Source organism: Mucilaginibacter aquatilis (genome assembly GCF_009755275.1).
Classification (GTDB): Bacteria; Bacteroidota; Bacteroidia; order Sphingobacteriales; family Sphingobacteriaceae; genus Mucilaginibacter; species Mucilaginibacter aquatilis.
In genome coordinates this window covers 293,903-314,029 of the sequence record NZ_WQLA01000007.1, presented here as the reverse complement: position 1 = coordinate 314,029, position 20,127 = coordinate 293,903, and the positions used below count along the sequence as shown (strand labels likewise).

General features: G+C 40.5%; 16 protein-coding genes and 1 tRNA gene. 10 read left to right on the top strand and 7 right to left on the bottom strand.

Features of this window, described 5'->3' with window-relative positions:
* Window positions 1-96: 96 nt before the first annotated feature.
* Both dacB and GO816_RS17270 read right to left on the bottom strand, forming a co-directional pair.
* Window positions 97-1,521, bottom strand: coding sequence for a D-alanyl-D-alanine carboxypeptidase/D-alanyl-D-alanine endopeptidase (gene dacB / locus GO816_RS17275; RefSeq protein ID WP_157543196.1), 1,425 nt, complete (start codon window positions 1,519-1,521; stop codon window positions 97-99).
* On the bottom strand, window positions 1,493-2,944 hold the full coding sequence (locus GO816_RS17270; protein ID WP_157543195.1) for an APC family permease: 1,452 nt from the start codon (window positions 2,942-2,944) through the stop codon (window positions 1,493-1,495). Before GO816_RS17270 ends, dacB begins: the two co-directional genes overlap by 29 nt.
* A 164-nt stretch (window positions 2,945-3,108) precedes the next feature.
* On the opposite strand from GO816_RS17270, the gene GO816_RS17265 reads away from it, so the two are divergent.
* The 3 genes from GO816_RS17265 to GO816_RS17255 all read left to right on the top strand — a co-directional run bounded on the left by GO816_RS17265 (window position 3,109) and on the right by GO816_RS17255 (window position 5,710).
* A complete protein-coding gene (locus GO816_RS17265; RefSeq protein ID WP_157543194.1) occupies window positions 3,109-3,945 on the top strand; it encodes a sulfite exporter TauE/SafE family protein in 837 nt (278 codons plus the stop codon).
* Window positions 3,946-3,947: 2 nt separating this feature from the next.
* Window positions 3,948-4,334: a DUF1634 domain-containing protein gene (locus GO816_RS17260; protein ID WP_157543193.1), complete on the top strand. Its 387-nt coding sequence runs from the start codon at window positions 3,948-3,950 to the stop codon at window positions 4,332-4,334.
* 86 nt (window positions 4,335-4,420) lie between these two features.
* The gene (locus tag GO816_RS17255; protein ID WP_157543192.1) at window positions 4,421-5,710 is read left to right on the top strand and encodes an alpha/beta fold hydrolase; all 1,290 of its coding nucleotides are present in this window, start codon (window positions 4,421-4,423) and stop codon (window positions 5,708-5,710) included.
* A gap of 53 nt (window positions 5,711-5,763) precedes the next feature.
* Here GO816_RS17255 and GO816_RS17250 read toward each other — a convergent pair whose 3' ends face one another.
* Complete coding sequence (locus tag GO816_RS17250) at window positions 5,764-6,246, bottom strand: hypothetical protein (RefSeq protein ID WP_157543191.1); 483 nt, start codon at window positions 6,244-6,246, stop codon at window positions 5,764-5,766.
* A gap of 63 nt (window positions 6,247-6,309) precedes the next feature.
* On the bottom strand, window positions 6,310-6,957 hold the full coding sequence (locus tag GO816_RS17245; RefSeq protein WP_157543190.1) for an HAD family hydrolase: 648 nt from the start codon (window positions 6,955-6,957) through the stop codon (window positions 6,310-6,312).
* 142 nt (window positions 6,958-7,099) lie between these two features.
* Between GO816_RS17245 and GO816_RS17240 the strand changes: the two genes are divergently transcribed.
* Together GO816_RS17240 and GO816_RS17235 are read left to right on the top strand one after the other, a co-directional pair.
* Complete coding sequence (locus tag GO816_RS17240; RefSeq protein WP_157543189.1) at window positions 7,100-8,356, top strand: metallophosphoesterase; 1,257 nt, start codon at window positions 7,100-7,102, stop codon at window positions 8,354-8,356.
* Between the two features lie 234 nt (window positions 8,357-8,590).
* Window positions 8,591-8,932 carry a DUF3276 family protein gene (locus GO816_RS17235; protein WP_157543188.1) on the top strand — a complete coding sequence of 114 codons (342 nt, stop codon included), beginning with the start codon at window positions 8,591-8,593 and terminating at the stop codon, window positions 8,930-8,932.
* Window positions 8,933-9,005: 73 nt separating this feature from the next.
* Here GO816_RS17235 and GO816_RS17230 read toward each other — a convergent pair whose 3' ends face one another.
* The gene (locus GO816_RS17230) at window positions 9,006-9,491 is read right to left on the bottom strand and encodes a DUF5362 family protein (RefSeq protein ID WP_157543187.1); all 486 of its coding nucleotides are present in this window, start codon (window positions 9,489-9,491) and stop codon (window positions 9,006-9,008) included.
* Between the two features lie 83 nt (window positions 9,492-9,574).
* Window positions 9,575-10,936: a magnesium transporter gene (mgtE, locus tag GO816_RS17225; protein WP_157543186.1), complete on the bottom strand. Its 1,362-nt coding sequence runs from the start codon at window positions 10,934-10,936 to the stop codon at window positions 9,575-9,577.
* Window positions 10,937-11,165: 229 nt separating this feature from the next.
* On the opposite strand from mgtE, the gene ychF reads away from it, so the two are divergent.
* The 4 genes from ychF to GO816_RS17205 all read left to right on the top strand — a co-directional run bounded on the left by ychF (window position 11,166) and on the right by GO816_RS17205 (window position 16,344).
* Window positions 11,166-12,266, top strand: a complete 1,101-nt coding sequence (gene ychF / locus GO816_RS17220; RefSeq protein WP_157543185.1) for a redox-regulated ATPase YchF — start codon at window positions 11,166-11,168, stop codon at window positions 12,264-12,266.
* A gap of 178 nt (window positions 12,267-12,444) precedes the next feature.
* Window positions 12,445-15,378, top strand: a complete 2,934-nt coding sequence (locus tag GO816_RS17215) for a M16 family metallopeptidase (protein WP_157543184.1) — start codon at window positions 12,445-12,447, stop codon at window positions 15,376-15,378.
* 119 nt (window positions 15,379-15,497) lie between these two features.
* A tRNA-Arg gene (locus GO816_RS17210) sits at window positions 15,498-15,569 on the top strand.
* 196 nt (window positions 15,570-15,765) lie between these two features.
* The gene (locus GO816_RS17205; RefSeq protein WP_157543183.1) at window positions 15,766-16,344 is read left to right on the top strand and encodes a hypothetical protein; all 579 of its coding nucleotides are present in this window, start codon (window positions 15,766-15,768) and stop codon (window positions 16,342-16,344) included.
* A 141-nt stretch (window positions 16,345-16,485) separates the two neighbouring features.
* On the opposite strand, the gene GO816_RS17200 is transcribed toward GO816_RS17205, so the two are convergent.
* Window positions 16,486-17,304: an alpha/beta hydrolase gene (locus GO816_RS17200; protein WP_157543182.1), complete on the bottom strand. Its 819-nt coding sequence runs from the start codon at window positions 17,302-17,304 to the stop codon at window positions 16,486-16,488.
* Between the two features lie 372 nt (window positions 17,305-17,676).
* On the opposite strand from GO816_RS17200, the gene GO816_RS17195 reads away from it, so the two are divergent.
* Window positions 17,677-20,073, top strand: a complete 2,397-nt coding sequence (locus GO816_RS17195) for an ABC transporter permease (RefSeq protein WP_157543181.1) — start codon at window positions 17,677-17,679, stop codon at window positions 20,071-20,073.
* Window positions 20,074-20,127: the final 54 nt, after the last annotated feature.

Below are 20,127 nucleotides of genomic sequence, written 5' to 3'. Positions count from 1 at the left end.
AAGGCTAAGTCGCTCAACTAAGATTTCTCACAAGGTCGAAACGACATTGTATATGATTCTTTATCTGAAATCTATACTCCTGATTCTTTCCACAAATTACTTCAGCTCATCCAGCACCTTAAACAATTTTTGTCTCATTACAGTTGTTGAACCGTTATAGTTATTGATAATTACAGAAAAGCACAGTTTTTGACCGGCGTGAGTTTGGTAGCCTGCATAGGCAACCACATCAGCAATGGTTCCACTTTTCATATGCATGTTATTGTAAACCGGTAAACTTTCATAAAACGGACTATACCAGGGCTTATTTACGGCAGTTTGTAATATGCGTGCAATTGAGCGGGTGGTGATACGGTCGCCCGGAGAAAGACCGCTGCCATCATACAGGTTTAATGAGTTGCCATCAATACCTTTAGCTTTCCAATAGTTCCGTAATTCTTCCACGCCATTTTTTGTTGAAACCTGCTTGCCTGCTTTTGAGGCTATAGTTTTAATCAACTGTTCGGCATAAAGGTTAATGCTTTCGCGGTTAAGCCAATAAATTATCCGGTTAAAATCGGGAGATGTAATGGTAACCAATTCTTTTGCAATTGGTGGTACAACCTCTGTTTTGGTGTTCAGTGTAGTTGTTGATTCCGGTTCTTTACCAGCTGCAATTCCCAAGCGTTTAAGGGTATCTGTTAAACGCCATGCAGCATCATAAGCCGGATCGGGCATGGCAACACTGATGCTTTTTTTTGCCTTATCAATGGCATAAGCACCCCTGATATACATTTGTTTGTTGCCCACCGGCAAGTAGGCGTATGATTTATCGCCCGTGCCTGCGCCAGACGTAGCAACTTCACTTTTAAAATTGAAGTAAGGCATTGCTGGGGCTGTACGCAAAATTTTTACGGGGTTGCCTATTTCACCTGTTTCGTATTTGATATCAAAAGTATTTTCGCGCCAGCATAAGCCTGATGTGCCTGCACCGTAATAATTACCTAAATCCTGCCATATCCACCCGTCAGGAACAGATTGCGTATCAAAGGCAGAATCATCGCCAATAATGCGGCCGTTTATTTGTTTAATACCGGCCTGTTGCAAGGCGGTAACAAACCTGTTAACTATCTTGCTTTCTCTTGTTTCTGCCCAACGCCAACTGCCAAGGGTGGGGTCACCGCCACCTTTTATAATAACGTCTCCGTTCAATACGCCGTTTGCATCAACTGTGCCGGTGTATCCGAGGCGGGTATTAAATGTAAAATCCTGTCCAAGTAAATTATAAGCTGTTATTGAGGTTACCGTTTTTAAGGTAGATGCAGGTGCAAGACCCATATCAGGATTATGGGTAAAAACAGTGGCGCCGGTACCGGCATCAAGCACTGTTAATGATATGGATGCATAGTTGCACTGGCCATCTTTACTTAGCCGGTTAATAGCTGTTTGAAGTTTTTGTGCAAGGCCGCCTGTTGTTTTCTTTTGCGCCTGCGCTGTACTAAAAAATAATAAACTAATGATCAGAAAGTACGGTATCCTCATGCTTTACGTTGCGTTGTGATATAAAATATATAGGGATGCCGATGAGTACAATAATGAGGCCAGGCCAAGTGTAGTCGCTTTTATAACGCAACAACAAACCGCAAAATGCTAAACCCATTATGATGTAAATAGCTGGCAAAACCGGGTAGCCAAAAGCTTTGTAAGGTCGCGGAGCATTAGGGCGTTTAATGCGTAATATATAGATGCCAGCAATGGTAAGCATATAGAATATTACCACAACAAATGAAATCATGTCAAGCAAATCGCCGTAGCGGCCGCTTAGGCAAAGCACGCTGGCTACTGCACATTGTATCCATAAGCCAAACTCAGGTACGGCATTCTCATTAAGTGTGCCGGTTTTTTTGAAGAAGAGACCGTCTTTAGCCATGGTGTAATACACACGTGCACCAGCCAATATAAGGCCATTGTTGCAGCCAAAGGTTGATACCATAATCATTAATGCAATTACTACAGTACCTATATTGCCAAAAATTACAGTTGATGCTGCTACAGCCACGCGGTCTTTTTCGGCCGAGGCAATTTCATTTAATGGTAGTACAGCGGTATACATAACGTTAGCTGAAACATAAATAACCGTAACTATTAAGGTGCCCAAAAACAAGCTCAGACCTATGTTGCGTTGCGGGTTTTTCATTTCGCCGGCAATAAAGGTTACATTGTTCCAGGCATCGCTGCTGAAAATGGAGCCCACCATTGACGCAGCAATAGCACCCAAAGCGGCAGCCATGGTGTATGACGTTAAGCTACCATCTTTTGCCAGCCCGCGCATATCCCAGGCGTTAGTCCAGTTAGCTGTCCAAACATCGCCTTTGAGCATAATAAAGCCGAAAGCAATTAAACCAAACAAGCTGATAAGCTTGGTTAACGTAAATGTGGTTTGTATAAGTTTGCCGCCTTTAACACCCTTGGTATTAATATAAGTAAGCAGAATAATGATGAGTATTGATACCACCTGCGCGGCGCTTATGGTTAAGGTGAACATGCCGCCAAAAGGAATGCTTAACAAAATATTTTCTTCGCTTACAGCCGGAATAAGGTATGCTGCAAATTTTGAAAACGCCACCCCAACTGCCGCAATGGTACCCGTTTGTATTACGGCAAAAAAGCTCCAGCCGTATAAAAAAGCTACAAACTTATTGTAAGCTTCTTTCAAGTAAACATACTGCCCGCCGGCTTTTGGAAACATGGCACTCAACTCGCCATAGCTTACCGCTGCGGTAAGGGTCATAAACCCGGTAATGAGCCAAACGGCAATTAACCACCCCGATGAGCCAACGTTGCGTATAATGTCGGCACTCACAATAAAAATACCCGAGCCAATCATCGATCCGGCTACCAGCATAGTACCATCAAGCAGGCCTAATTCACTCTTTAATTTTGTTTGTGATGAGGGTTGTTCCATCAATAGTTGTGTTTAAAGCCCTAATCTATTTAAAAAACTTCAAATTAGTGGTGCCTGGCTGCAAATTGGCGTTACAGGCAGGCTGTATAACCAAGGCATTTTAATATTGCTGCAACAAAATAACCGCATAGCAAAAGATATTGAATAATTTAGCGGCCAGCTAAATGACGGTAACTGCAATAACACTTATTATACTAGCTGGTGCATACGTGGCCGGCCTTCTGGGATCATTAACAGGCCTGGGCGGAGGTGTTGTAATTATTCCGCTGCTTACATTGCTGCTTAACGTAAACATTCATTATGCCATTGGCGCATCACTTGTGTCGGTAATTGCTACGTCATCGGGCTCGGCAGCAGCCTATGTTAAAGAGGGGATTACCAATGTAAGGCTGGGTATGTTTTTAGAGATAGCCACAACTATTGGCGCCATGATTGGCGCAGTACTGGCACTTTATATGCAAACCAATGTAATTGCGGTAATATTCGGGTTGATACTCATCTTTTCGGCATTAATGTCGCTCAAAAATAAAAGGGAGCAAATTGAAACCAAACCCAACCATTGGTCTGAAAAACTAAAATTAAACAGTTCCTTTCCGTCCGGAAACGGAGTAGTAAGCTATAATGTAAAAAATGTGGGCGGCGGATTTTTTATGATGCTGTTTGCCGGCATTATATCAGGGCTGCTGGGTATAGGTTCGGGAGCATTAAAGGTAGTTGCCATGGATGGTATTATGCGCATCCCGTTTAAGGTATCAACCACCACCAGTAATTTTATGATTGGCGTTACCGCTGCTGCTAGTGCTGTTGTATACCTGCAACGCGGCTACATTGACCCGGGATTATCTATGCCTGTTGTTATTGGTGTTTTATTGGGAGCACTTACAGGTTCAAAAATATTAGTGCATACATCGTCGGCCGGTTGGCTGCGCTGGGTGTTTGCTGTAATTGTAACCTTTTTAGCTGTGCAAATGATTTATAACGGCTTAAACCACAACATATGATTATGATGCAGCCTAAGTTACATGATACCGAAATTCAGCGGATTATAGGCTGGATATTGCGTGTAGGCGTAATACTGTCAATGCTTATTGTGTTTATTGGTGGCTGCGTATATTTGTACAGGCACGGAGCCGAAACGGTACATTACAAAGAATTTATTGGCGTTCCGGGTTTTGTTCATTCAGCGTCGGGCATATGGCATGGCATACTTACTTTCAGAGGACGGGCCATTATACAGGCCGGCATTATTTTATTGATTGCTACACCTGTTGTGCGCGTCATGTTTTCGGCCATTGGCTTTGCGCTTGAAAGAGATTGGTTATATACTGCTATTACGCTGGTAGTACTTGTTATAATAGCTGCCAGTGCACTAACCGGCCATGCAGGTTGAGATGTGCAACGGAGCTTTGACCAATTGAAATATTAAAACATAAATCAAGCAATCTTGATGAACAGATTGCGTTTTGTTAAATACTAATGAAAAAATTACTTTTTATACTGGCGTTGATATTAAGCTTGCCTCAGGTATATGCCCAGGCTGCCGAGCCGGGAATTTACCGCATTGCATTAAGTAAGTTTACGCTTTACTATAACCGCAATCAGCCCGATAGCATCTTCAACATGTTTGCAGCAGACGTAAAAAAAGATCTACCCATGCTTAAAAACCGTGAAATGATCAGTGAGCTGCAGGTGCGTTCGGGGCGGTTACAGCGTGCAACCTTCACTACACTTAACGAGGGCATAGCCATCTACCGTGCCGATTTTCAGCGCGCTGTATTATCCATGCAGATAAGCATAAACGGCGCAGGTAAAATTGGCGGATTGTTGTTTGATAACTATCGTGGCCAAAATATGGTTAAACCTGTTGATGACCCGTATACCACTGAAACTCCGCTTGAATTAAAAACATTATCGGGTGCTATACGTGGCACACTAGCCATGCCCAAGCAGGCAAGCGGTAAGGTGCCGGTGGTTTTAATTATACCATCATCAGGACCTACAGACCGCGATGGTAACAAACCAAAACTTAACCAACAGCCTGACACCTACAAGTTGATAGCCTTTGCGTTAGCCAAAAACGGCATTGCCTCATTGCGTTATGATAAGCGTTTAACAGGTGAGGTTATTACACCGGCTAAAGAAACACAACTGCGTTTTGATGATTACATTGATGATGCGGTGATGCTGGCAGGTGCATTACGAGAGGATGAGCGGTTTTCAAAGGTGGTGTTGCTTGGCCACAGCGAAGGATCATTGGTAGGTATGCTTGCCGCGGTAAGCCAGCCTGTAAACGGATTTATATCTGTTGAAGGTGAAAGCTTGCCTGGAGACAAGCTGATGTCTGAACAGCTGAAAAATCAGCCCGATTACATTACAAAAGGCTTTAAGCAAATTACTGATAGCTTACGCCGTGGAAAAACGTATGATAAGGTAGATCCTTCACTTTACAGTATTGCACGTGTAAGCGTTCAGCCGTATTTAATGACCTGGATGCGCTTTGACCCTGTAAAAGAAATTAAAAAAGTTAAAGCACCAACACTAATTATACAAGGCACAACTGACCTGCAGGTAAGTGCTGCCGATGCAGAACGTTTGAAAAAGGGAAAATCGGACGCTAAAGTTGTGATGATACCCGGTATGAACTATGTGCTTAAAGAAGCCCCTGCGGCTCAGGCTGCTAATCTTGCCACTTACAATCAGTCGGCATTACCAGTAAAGCCCGAATTGGTGAGTGCTATAACCGACTTCGTAAAATCAATAAAGTAGTTAAGGTTTGAAGCCTGAATTACTTTATTAATTTGTAACACTTGCAGTAATTGCTATTGCTTAAGGTATTCCTGTGGACTTATGCAATGAGCATTCGGGCCGCAAATAATATTAAGATTGAGTTTAGTGCGGGTGTCATTAAAGCGGAATGAGTATGGCTGTGTTGATTGAAGCATTGCCCCTTTAACAAGGTTGTCCTCATTTGTAACAGTAGCATTGCTTTCTTTGGTATAAGGTATTATATCATAAAGCTCAAGCCCGTTCTCACCAACAATCCGGTATTTTGAAATTTGCTTAGAGTTGTAGCTTTTTATAGCTCCTGTATTTTCGTCAATATAATAATTGGTAAATGCAGCCATATTCTTTGGGCCAAAAACTACCCGCACCCTAGCACCCGCTACCGAGCTGATATTATTAACAGCAATCCAGGTGCCTTCAAGCTCTTTTTGACTTTTAGAAGCTTTACTTTCTTTTTTACAGGATGCTACGGCAATACTTAGCAGTAAAACGAGGATAGCAATAAACTTTGTTTTCATGTGTGATACTTGGTTTATTGCTGTACGTTAATATATGCCCAAGTGCTACAGCTAAGCTATAATTTATAATACCTCAACTAAATCGCTGAACTTGTCAATTACCGCTAACGGCTGCCCGTTATTTACCTTACCAAATCCGTATGTAGCAAATATTATTGGCACGCCTGCTTTAGTGGCACTGTCATAATCGCCTTGGGTGTCACCTATGTAAACTGGTGCTTTAAGATCGTAGTCGTTCACTACGTCAATAATATTTTGGAACTTGGGTTGACCCTTGGTTCCGTAGCATTGATGACCCACAAAAACATGCTCTAGCTGGTTAAGCTTTAAAAACGTTTCAATGTAACCACACTGGCAATTGCTCACAACAAACAGCTTGTATTTATTTTGCAGGTAGTTTAATGTGCTTTTTAATTCAGGGTACAGTTCTCCGCCTTTGGTATTAAGTACTTCCAATTCGTATTTTGCACATTTGCGTTTAAACTCCTCGCGCACATCAGGCTCAAGGTAAGGAAACAGTTTTTCAAAAATTGCATCGTAAGCCATGCCGGTAATTGACCGCACAGTTTGCTGCGTTATATCATCTTTTATATAATCAACTTCCAGTTTTGCCGTTTGCCATGCAGTTGCCACATTAGCTGTTGAGTCCCAAAGCGTTCCGTCAAGGTCAAAAATAATGCTGTCGTATCGTTCTTTTAAATTGTTATTCATAGCGGTAGTAAAAGTAAAAGTTTAACTCGGCCGGCGTTGCGTTTGCCTGGATAAACTTACATAGTACAAACATAACCGGCTTATTTTGCATTGTATGCCATGTAAAGTACTTGTATTTTACGCTGCTTATTACTTCTAACTTATGCGTCACGGATTTTTACAGTTTTCACTGTTTTTGGCCACAGCCAGTATTTTGCTGGATATATATGTATACAACGGATTTAAGCCATTGCTTAATAAGTGGAGTAAAACCGCCCGGCTAACTTTATTATATATTTACTTTGGAATAAATATAGGCGTAGCTGTAGCGCTGCTGCTCAGTTTAACCAATGCCGGCAAACCGCCCGGTATGACGGTTATGCACCAGTGGCTGTTAAGCATATTTATTACGTTGCTGGTTACAAAAGTCATATTTGCACTTGTACTGCTGTTTAATGATGCATACCGGCTAATAGTTGCACTTACTACTAAAAAGGAAGATAAAATAAACGGAGAGGGCTTTTTGCCTCAACGCAGAAAACTTGTGAGCAAGGCGGCTATCACAGCGGCTGCTATTCCATTTGCATCTTTTTGGTATGCAATGCTTAAGGGTAAATATGATTACAAGGTGCACAAACACACCCTTTACTTTGATGATTTGCCCGAGGCATTTGATGGCTTTACCATAACGCAAGTATCTGATATACATTCCGGTAGTTTTGATAATGCAGCGGCTGTTCAAAGAGGTATCGATTTAGCCAATGCCCAAAAGTCAGACCTGTTTGTATTTACCGGAGATTTGGTGAACAATGTATCGTCGGAAATTGAACCATACATACACCGTTTCAAGCAGCTTAAGGCACCGTATGGCCAATTTTCAATTTTAGGTAATCATGATTATGGCGATTATGTACAATGGCCTAATGATGAAGCTAAAAAAGCTAACCTAATGAAGTTACATCAGCACCATCGTGCAATGGGCTTCAGGTTAATGCTCGATGAAAATATAAAGCTTGAAAAAAATGGACAAGCCATTTCATTAATTGGTGTACAAAACTGGGGCAGGGGCTTTATACAGGTTGGTAACCTTGATAACGCCTTAAAAGGTGTAAACACCAATGATTTCAAGATACTGCTATCGCATGACCCTACACATTGGGAGGAGATTGTTCGTTATCATCCGGCGCACGTACACCTCACACTGTCGGGGCATACGCATGGTGCACAGTTTGGGGTAGAAACTGATAAATTCAGGTGGAGCCCTGTAAAGTATCGCTACCTTGATTGGGCCGGTTTAATGGTTGAAAAGGGCAGGCATCTTTACGTTAACCGCGGCTTTGGCTTCCTTGCATTTTCAGGCAGGCTAGGTATATGGCCGGAGATTACCGTATTAGAACTAAAAAAAGGTAAACCTGCCTAACGTTAATTTACCATTGGTTAAACGTACCCTTTTTCTACAACTTTTTTTGTTGTCTTGCGTAAACGTAATGGTTTGCTATTGCATTGCAGTTTTTAAAATGATACAAGGCTAAATTGCCTGTTTGAGTTATTTAAAAACATTTACAAAATAAGTGTACTCATTTTGTAAAAAATGCTTGCAATTTCAAAAAATGATTATATTTATGCAATCATTACTATTACAACACTTTTAAACATGGGAGATTTTGACAACAGAGAGAGGGATGAAGTTTTCTCGAAAAAGGTAAGGGCCGGCAAGAGAACTTATTTTTTTGATGTAAAGGCAACACGTTCAAACGACTATTACATCACTATAACTGAGAGTAAAAAGCGTTTGGAAGATGGAGCTTTTGTGAAACACAAGATCTTTCTTTACAAAGAGGATTTCGAAAAATTTGCCGAGGGTTTAAAAGATACGGTTGACTACATTAAAGCCAACCAGGAAGTAGTAGAAAAACGCTACGAATTCAGCGAACTAAATGAAATTACCAAAGCTGCAGGCGTAGCCGGTGCAACTGAGGAAGACTTTTCTTTTTAAGGGACTTTTATACTAACCAAATCAAAAAAGCCCGTGATGCACATCACGGGCTTTTGTATTTTACTGCCTTTTGCTATTGCCTGAAAGCAGAGTAGGTGCTCATGCCTATAATTCCGGCTATAAAAACTAACGCGTATATTGATAGAACTACAATAGTAACTATACCAATAAATTTAAAGCACGATTTTAGTTTACCAAAGGCTTCGGCAAGCTCAGCGCTATTTGCAAATAATATTGCTTTCTTAGCTTTACTACTGAACTGAAACAGGTACAGAGTTGGGAAAAAGTAGAAAATGGCAATTAGTACGTACATAACAGTCATAGCCCCCTGTACCGAGCCAACCATCGGGTTGCCTCCCATTGCACTAAGGCTTGACATAATTGATGATATAAATGAACCAAGCAAAAGGAGCAAGGCGCACATAATAAAACCAATAATGCTTAAAAAATTGCCCCATTTGGCAATTATCTGAATGTAATACTGCGCCTCATCGGTTAAAAACATTTTGTGTTCCGGCTCGGGCATGGGTGAGAAGGTTTCAATAGGTTTGTCTTCCATTTTATTGTGTTTAGTGTTTTAGAGTGATGCTGATAAAACTATAAAACAATAAGTTATAAAACAATACTATTAAAGCCGGCCAATTAAATATTCATGATAGATACAGCGATGGTGAAGTAAATGATTAAACCGGTAACGTCAACCAGCGTTGCAACAAAAGGAGCGGAGGATGTTGCAGGGTCTAACCCCAGTTTTTTAAGTAATAAAGGTAACATTGATCCAGCCAGTGATCCCCATAACACAATACCAACCAGGGCAAAGGCTACAGTAAAGCCAACCGCCATCCAGTGAGGTCCGTATATGTTGCTAAAAAGTGTCCAAACAAAAATCCGTATAAAGCCAATTAATCCCAGCGTAATACCTAAAAGTAAGCCTGATACTATTTCGCGACGCATAACCCTCCACCAATCGGCCACGGTAACCTCACCAAGGGCCATAGCCTGTATTATGAGCGTTGATGCTTGAGAACCACTGTTTCCGCCACTTGAAATAATAAGAGGTACAAACAAGGCCAGTACAACAGCTTTGGCTATCTGACCTTCAAAATAGCCCATTGCCGTAGCCGTAAGCATTTCGCCTAAAAAAAGAATGATAAGCCAGCCTACACGTTTTTTTACGAGTTTAAGCAGTGGCATATCCAGGTAAGGCTCATCAAGCGCTTCGGTACCACCAATTTTTTGAATATCTTCGGTGTACTCTTCGTTGGCAATCCACAAAATATCATCAACGGTAACAATACCCAGCAGTATATTATTATCATCAGTAACAGGTAACGCCACCCTGTTATTCATCCTGAATATGTTTATGGCTTCCTCCTGCGGGTCATTCACATTAAGGGCAATAAGGCGATCGTCAACAAGATCGCTTACCTTGGTGGCAGGGTCAACCAATAATATTTCCCTTATACGTATATCATCCAGTAATACACCGTTATCATTAATAACGTAAATTACATCAATGGTTTCGGAGTTTTTACCGTAACGGCGTATGTGCGAAAGCACCTGAACTACATCCCAGTTTTTTTTAACGGCAATGTAGTCGGGCGTCATCAGGCGGCCAACGCTATCCTCTTCATACCCAAGTAAAACCAAGGCTTCTTTCCGGTCGTCTGGTGGGAGATGTAATATCAGTGCCTTTACCGTATCTGCGTGCAGTTCGCCAAATAAAGCGGTGCGGTCGTCAGGTGGCAATTCGTTTATAAGTTCTGCAGTTTTGGTGCCGGGCAGTTTTTTGAGTAAGCGCTCCTGTACCGGAAAATCAAGTATCCTGAAAACGTTTACTGCGCGGTTAAGAGATAAGAGCTGAACAAAGCGGTGTGCATGTTCGGGGAGTTCACCAATCAATTCTTCAACTTCCGATATGTTCAGATTGTTCAAATAGTCGGTTAGCTGTTGTTCATTATTTTGTTGCAGTAACAGTTCTACTTGTTCAACCATTTCTTCCATACTCGGCCCCCGTGTTTACATTTTTATATTAAAATACAGTTTTGTTTAACGCCCGCAAAAGTCGTTTATTTTTTCAAATTTTAAGGGTGTTTTTATATTATCTTTGCGCAAAATTTTTTGTTGGTTGAGTGGTTGATTAAAGTAAGCGGTTAAACAGCTAAATGCGCGTTATTAACTATTTACCAATCAACACTTCAGCTCAACTAACTACTTAACAAAAACTAAACTAATGGGTTTACAATGTGGTATAGTTGGTTTACCAAACGTGGGCAAATCAACACTTTTTAACTGTTTATCAAACGCAAAGGCACAGGCGGCAAACTTTCCGTTTTGTACTATTGAGCCAAACGTGGGTGTTATTACTGTGCCCGACGAGCGCCTTACCAAACTTACCGAGCTGGTAAACCCGCAACGCGTTGTACCCAACGTTATTGAAATTGTTGACATTGCCGGCCTAGTAAAAGGAGCAAGCAAAGGTGAAGGTTTAGGTAACCAGTTTTTGGGTAACATACGTGCAACAAATGCTATAATTCACGTTTTGCGTTGTTTTGATAACGATAACGTAATTCACGTTGATGGTTCTGTTGATCCTATTCGTGACAAAGAGATTATTGATACCGAGCTGCAGTTAAAAGACCTTGATTCGGTTGAAAAAAAGCTGCAAAAGGTTGAAAAGGCCGCTAAAACTGGTGGCGATAAGGATGCTAAGAAGGCATTTGAAGTATTAGGCATTTACAAAGAACATTTACTTAGTGGTAAATCGGCCCGTACGGCTGCTGTTTCAGAAGAAGATCAGGAGCATATAGCCGATTTATGGTTGTTAACCGCTAAACCGGTAATGTACGTATGTAATGTTGGCGAAAGCGAAGTTAACACCGGTAACGCATACGTTGAAAAAGTACGCGAAGCTGTTAAAGAAGAGAACGCCGAAGTGTTGATTATTTCGGCTCAAATTGAATCAGAAATAGCCCAGCTGGAGACTTTTGAAGAACGCCAGATGTTTTTGGATGATTTGGGTTTAGAGCAATCGGGCGTTACCAAACTTATAAAAGCTGCATACAAGCTACTTAACCTAAGTACCTATTTTACTGCGGGAGTACAGGAAGTACGCGCCTGGACTATTACCAAAGGTTTTACCGCACCACAGGCAGCAGGTGTAATACATACTGATTTTGAAAAAGGCTTTATACGTGCCGAGGTAATCAAATACGACGATTACGTTAAATACGGATCAGAAAATGCCTGTAAGGAAGCTGGTAAATTAAGTGTTGAAGGCAAAACTTATATTGTTGAAGACGGTGATATTATGCACTTCAGGTTTAATGTTTAAAGCGTAATACCAAGAAATAAAATACAAGCTGATTATATAGCAAATACGAAAGGCCATCCGTTAAGGATGGCCTTTTTCTTTTTGGCCTTATTTAAAATGTAAACAAGCATTTTTTTATGAATGTTGGCCTTTGTAAAAACTGGTTTTAAAGCTATATTAGGCCTTTAATCAACTCTCAATGAAATTTAAACATTTGATTATCAGCTGCTGGCTAAGTTTTGCCGGTGTGGCTGTTATGGCCCAGTCGCAGTTTGAATGGAAAACTGCAACAGCCAACGGTTATCCGTACAAGTACGTAACCGGCGACCCAACCCACTCACGCTTTTATACACTTAAAAACGGTTTAACCGTTATTTTGAGCGCTACGCCAAAACAGCCTCGTATACAAACGTTTATAGCCGTTAAAGCCGGTAGCAAAACTGACCCTGCTACCAACACTGGTTTGGCTCACTACCTGGAGCACATGATGTTTAAAGGTACTGATAAGTTTGGTACACTTGATTGGGCTAAAGAAAAGCCTCTATTAGATAAAATTGACGGTTTGTACGAGCAGTACAACTCAACCAAAGATGAGGCTAAGCGCAACGAAATTTACAAGCAAATTGACCAAACCTCAGGAGAGGCAGCTAAGTATGCTATTGCCAACGAGTATGATAAGGCAATGGCTGCAATGGGTGCGCAAGGCAGTAACGCCTTTACATCTTTTGAGCAAACTGTTTACACTGAAGATATTCCAAGTTCTTCAGTAGATAAGTTTTTAACCTTACAGGCCGAGCGTTTCCGTAAACCGGTATTACGCATATTCCATACGGAACTGGAAGCTGTGTACGAAGAAAAAAACCGCGGACTTGATAATGACAGCCGTAAGGTTTTTGAAACCATGTTTGCTGCCCTGTTCCCCAACAACAACTACGGTAAACAAACTACTATCGGTACTATTGAGCATCTGAAAAACCCTTCATTAAAAAAAATAAGGGACTATTATAACAGCTACTACGTGCCTAACAACATGGGCATTATCATGTCGGGTGATTTTAACCCTGATGTAATGATCAAAAAAGTTGACCAGTACTTTAGCTACATGGTGCGCAAACCTGTACCTGCTTATACTTTTGGTGCCGAACAGCCAATTACCAGCCCGGTTAAGCGCGATGTATATGGCCCAACGCCTGAAAATCTTACTGTAGCTTTCCGTTTTCCGGGCGCCAGCACCCGCGATGCGCAAATGCTTAGCCTGGTAAGCGATATTTTAACCAATGGTAAAGCAGGTTTATTTGACCTTGACCTGGTTAAAAAGCAAAAGCTGCTTAGTGCCGGAGCTTTTTCGTACGTACTTAAAGACTATAGCGCTTTAGTATTGCAAGGTAACCCCGTTAAAGGTCAAACCCTTGATGATGTGCGCGGCTTGATGCTTGACGAGATAACAAAATTGAAAAAAGGCGAATTTGCTGATGATCTGATTCCGTCAATTGTAAACAATTACAAAAAAACGGTTATTCAGCAAAATGAAGAGTATGGCTCTCGTGCTAATAACCTGATGGATGCATTTACATCTGGTGTTGACTGGAAAACAAACGTTTCTACAGTAAGCGAGCTTTCAAAAATTACCAAGGCTCAAATTGTAGCGTTTGCCAACAAGTATCTGAATGATAACAATTACGTAATAGTTTACAAGCACCAGGGAGAAGACAAAGACCTTGTTAAGGTTGATAAACCAACCATTACCCCGGTAAGTGTAAACCGTGAGGCGCAATCACCGTTCCTTAAATTGGTAAATGGGATGCCTGCAAACGCAGTGCAACCTGTATGGCTTGATTACAATCGCGATATTCAACGCGCTAAAGCCGGTCAGTTAGATGTTCTATCTGTTCAAAATAAAGACAATAGCTTGTTCCGTTTATTTTACCGCTACGATATGGGTAGCTGGAACAATAAGCTGCTGCCGGTTGCTGCGCAGTACCTGCAATTTTTAGGTACCGACAAAATGAGCGCTGAAGATTTCAGTAAAGCTTTTTACAAACTTGCAGCATCATTCAATTTAACTGCTAATACCGAAATTACCACTGTAAGCATTAACGGATTGCAGGAAAACTTTGGCAAAGCAGTTACCTTGTATGAAGACCTTATTGCCAACTGTAAACCAGATGCTAAAGCGCTTGAAGGACTTAAAGTCCGCTTGAAAAAAGCGCGTGAAAATGCCAAGCTCAACAAAACCGCAATTATGCAAGGTTTATTAAGCTATGCTCAGTACGGTGCTCAAAATCCATTTAATAATGTATTGAGTAACGAAGAACTTGACGCTATCAAAGCTGAAGATTTAGTTGCTTTACTTCACAGCCTTGCAACATACAAGCATACTGTGGTATATTATGGCCCGCAAACAGCAACTGCCTTAGCAGCTTCGCTAACGCCGTTACATAAAACGCCGGCACAATTTACTGAGTACCCGACTGCAAAGCAATTTAACCGTGTGGCATCAGATAAAAACAAAGTGTTGTTTGCCAATTTTGATATGGTGCAGGCTGAAATTAACTGGATACGTAACGAAACGTCTTACGATGCTGCTAAAACGCCAACTGTTGAATTATACAACAACTATTTTGGTGGTGGTATGAGCAGTATTGTTTTCCAAACCATTCGTGAATCAAAAGCTCTAGCTTACTCAACTTATGCAACATACGCTGAGCCTGCTAAAAAGGATGACAATAGTGTATTTGTTGCCTACGTAGGTACGCAGGCCGATAAATTCAACGAAGCCATTAAGGGTATGAATGAGTTACTAAATGATTTACCTGAATCAGAAAAAGCTTTAAGCGTAGCCCGTGATAATATCCGTAAATCTTTGGAGACTGATCGTGTGACTCAGGACGGTATCATTTTCAACTACCTGGCTGCAAAACGCCGCGGGCTTGATTTTGACCAGCGTAAAACAACGTATGATAGTTTAAACAAATTAAATTATGCTGATGTTAAAGCGTTCCACAACAATGAAGTGAAAGACAAACCATACACTTACTGTGTTGTGGCTTCAGAAAAACGCCTTACTGACGATGATTTGAAAAAGTATGGTGAGCTTACCAAGCTTAACCTTAACCAGGTGTTTGGTTACTAGTTAATACTCATTCAAAAAGGCCTTCTTGCTTAGCAGGAAGGCCTTTTTTATTTTAATCACTAAAACGCGTTAGTTACCTTTGAATAAGGTTGAAAAAACTATATTTGCTGCCACAAAAAGCTCCCGTAGTTCAATGGATAGAATTATGGTTTCCGGTACCATCGATAGGGGTTCGAATCCCTTCGGGAGCACATAAAAGGCCACTTAAATTAATTAAGTGGCCTTTTTTATTTTTTGTGCGGAATTTGTGCAGGTTATTTTGAGCATGTTTATTAACCAAATAAGGGTTATCATTATAAATTTGAGTATACGTTGATTATAGCTATAAAATGAAATTTTAAAGCTGTTAAAGCGTGGTTGATAAGTACTGTTAAAAAACTTATAAAAATGAAATTGTTTTTGATCCTTTTTATATCTGTTTTTGTATCTCACGCTTGTTTAGCGCAATCAAACGCTGATTCAATTGAAATAAAAAAGATTGAACTTAAAGGCGACGCATTTAAAAACGCGCTAGAGAAGTTTATAGAAGATAAAACTGCAGATAATTCGTCATTTAGCAAGGGGCGCGGATTTGTAATAGTTAGGCCTACGTCATCGTATCCAAAACTGCCGCCTAATACTTCTGCCATATTTTATGTAAACGTAGACTATTACGAGCTCGATAATGCAGAAAACGATCGTATGTATCCCTCTTCGTATGCAATTAGTAGTAGCGGAAGGTTAATAATGATGTACGAGAAATGGGTTTCCCGCGAAAGACAAGTCAAATACACTGCTGACAGTAAGGCAAAGTTAAGGGCGGAATTGGAACCTTTCCTTCCAAAGTATAAAATGATACCTGCATTTAATGATTCAACCAAGCTAGTCAAATTCCGAGAAGAAAATTCTATGCAGCTACATGGCGGAAAATACTTCTTTGTTCTTAATGACGGTAGCGTTGTTGTTAAAGATGCAAGATCTTATTGAAATAAGTGATGATATCTAATACAAACCTGATAAGTTTGGGATAAGCTGTATTAGCCGGATGACCGCTTTTGTATAAAGCTTTAATGTTATTTTGTTGTGAATAATTGGTAATTCAAGAATCGATAAAGCATTACCAAACTTCTATTTTCCACCCGATGTAATTGCTTTACTCACTTCACTAATTTCTTTTATAAGTAGTGGAAAGGCAGGCTGAGCCATTCCGCCATGGTCGAAGCCTTGCAACTCGTACAAGCGCGTTTGTTTATTGCCTGCCAGCTTCATCATGCGTAATAAATACGCATTTTCTTCATACCGGCCAAGTAATTCTAATTCACGGTCGCCGGTAATTAGCAACATAGGGGGCGCATCAGCTCTAACATGGTAAAGTGGGGCATACTCGTCAATAATTGGCTGAACATCTTTTATGCCTCTTTCCTGGCGTACGGTAAAATGCGTTATGGCTTGTCCGCTAAATGGTATAAGTGCGGCAATGCTGTTAGCATCAATATTATACTTTTTAAGGTATTGTTTGTTTAAGGTGGCCATCATGCCAAGGTACCCGCCAGCCGAGTGTCCTGAAACAAAGATTAACTTGTTGCTACCGCCATATTTAGCAATATTATTAAATGCCCAGGCAATTGCGGCAGCGGCGTCTTCAATATATGCCGGTGCTTTAACTTTAGGCGACAAACGGTAGCCAACACCTATTACAGCAATTCCTTTTTGAGTAAGCGCAGCAGGAATTTCTTTACTGCCGCCTGTTATACCTCCACCATGAAACCACAATACCGTAGAAAAATCTTTCTTATTTTTTGGGTAGTATATGTCTAACCTGCATTGTGACGTTTTATAAGCATCACCATTGCCATCTGCATAGTACGAAATATTACGCTGGGTATCATATTCCTGAGCTACTGCTGCGCTACTGATAAAAAACAAGATGATAAGTAAACGTTTCATAACGGCAAGGTATAAAATTTAATTAATACGCTTTACAGATGTTGCCTCTCAACTACAGGGCACTTGCGCAGGTGTGAACCGTTAAACGGCATTTTCCTTTTCAAACCGGATGTTATTAAACTCACGTTTTTTGGTGCCGTTTTGTTTGTACTTGTAGGGGCTGCATAAATAACATGAACAAGGCTTACCTGTTGATTTATAAACATGATTATCTGTCGTAATGCCAAGTATCTTTTGTAATCTTTTAAACCTGTGTATGCCTTTTAATTTGCGTTGCTGTTTATTCATTCGTATGTAGCAAAGTGTTAAATTCTGTTAAGTATTGAGCATTAATATATTGTGTGATATACCTTAGTTCTAAACTTAACTCTCATGTTTCAAAATTACGTTAAAATTGCTTGGCGAAATATCTGTAAAAATCCATTTGTGGCCTTGATAAACATCTTTGGGCTATCAATTGCTATTGCTTTCATTTACATTATTGGCATTTATGTATGGCAGGAAACCAACGTTAACCATAAGCTTAAGAACTCAGCAAATCAGTTCATTATTCAAAGCAAATGGAAAGATGGCAATATGAGCATAGAAACTACAACTATTGCTCAACTACCCGTTGCGCTTAAAAATCAATATCCGAATTTAGTTGCCAACTATTACCGTTGGGATGGCGTAACCGCAATCACCTCTAAAGATGATTTGCACTCGCGCGAGGTTATTGCCATTGGCGATAGTACAGCATTTGGCATGTATGGATTTGAGTTTGCATATGGCGGTTCAAAACAAAATTTAGCCGTTCCGGATGGTATGGTTATTAGTGAAGAAAAAGCGGTTAAGTATTTTGGTAAAGTTGATGCCGTTGGAAAAACACTCACCTTAGAAAATTTTGCCGGCAAGAAGCAGGATTTTATTGTTAAAGGTGTGTTGAAAAAAATGCCTTTTAACTCGGTTACTCAACTTAACAATGGCGAGACCTTAGGAATATTTTTACCTGTTAGTGCCGCTAAGTTCTTTGACAGGACAATGGAAGGCTGGGCGAACTTCTATATAATGGGCTTTGTTGAGTTACAGCCTGGCGCAAGTATATCAAGCCTAAATACAGCCATGAATCAACTTATTCAAAAAAATGCAGCCGGCACCATAAGCAGCAATTTAACGGCTTACGCTTTACCATTAACCAAGTATTATTTAAGTAGTACGGTTACTAAAATGCTGTACACATTATCATTTACTGCGCTGTTTATTTTGACTATGGCAGTGGTGAACTTTGTGAATATAAGCGTTAGCAATTCTGTCCGCAGATTAAGAGAAATGGGATTGCGAAAAGTATTGGGCAGTATGCGCAGACAGTTGGTAGGGCAATTTCTGGTCGAATCGGTATTAACCGTTTTGATGGCAAATTTTATTGCGCTGATTATTTACTTGTTGGCAAGGCCATATTTTGGAAATCTTTTGAATACTGAACTTGCCAGGTTTTCGGCTATTCCTTTGTCTTTTTATGGGATATCAATTTTATTTGCTGTTATAATCGGGCTTATTGCGGGAGCTTATCCGGCTATATATCTTTCGTCCCTCAACTCTATCGATTCACTAAAAGGCAAGGTAAAACAGGCCGGCGACAAGATTTTATTCCGGAAAATTCTGGTAGTATTTCAATTTAGCGTGGCGGCAACTGTACTAATTGCCGCGGTGTTAATATCAAAGCAAGTCAACCTGTTTTTTGGCGAAGGTTTAGGTTACGATAAGGAGCAAGTGATATATACACAAGTGCCAAGAGATTGGACAAATGAGGGTGTAGATAAGATGGAAACTGTACGTAACGAGATAGCGGCCCTTCCACAAGTTAGCAACGTAACACTATCTTACTCCATACCTGACGGTAATTTTGGTAGTTACATGCAGGCTTACAAAGCCGCTGCCGATTCTACACAGGCATTTTCATCAGTTATGTTGCCCGCCGATAAAAACTTTGCGGCCACTTACAATATTCCGTTGATAGCCGGAGAATTTTTCAAAACTCAATATGTAAAAAACAATGTGCTACCGGTAGTCATTAATGAAGCGCATGCAAAAAAGTTAGGGTTTAAAAATGCTTACCAGGCTATTGAGCAAAACTTTAAAGCGCAGGATATGCCGCTGATGAATATTTGCGGAGTAGTAAAGGATTTTCAGTTTGGAACCATGCATGATAAAATCAGCCCGTCGGTGTTTGTGAATGTTAAGGATGTGAATTATTACAGATACTTTTCCATAAAACTTAAACGCGGTCCGATTGAAAGTAGCCTGAATGCGATTAAAAATAAGTGGGCACAATTGATGCCTGATGCTCCATTTGAAAGCAACTTTGTTGATGCTGCTTTAGAAAGAATGTATTCAAAGGAACTTCAGCTAAAAAAAGCATCTTATGTAGCTACAGCATTTACCGTGATTATTGTTTTGCTGGGTGTATTAGCGCTAGTTTCAGACAGTTTGTACAAAAGGACAAAAGAAGTGGGCGTCCGAAAAGTGCTTGGGGCATCAATATTCAATATTACCCAGCTGTTTCTAAAGGATTTCTTCTCTACGGTTTTAATTGCTTGCGTTATTGCATGTCCGGTGGCTTATATTTTAATAAATAAATGGTTAAATGACTATGCTTACAAAATAGTCATCACTATAACACCGTTCGTCTTTACAATAGCAGCACTTACAATGTTAACCGCATTGGTAATTAGCATCCAAACTTTAAAGGCAGCGGCTGTAAATCCGGTTAAAAGCCTGAGACAGGATTAACGCAAATTTCAATTCAACTAAATGCTATCAGGGCCTAAACGAATATCTTTTTAG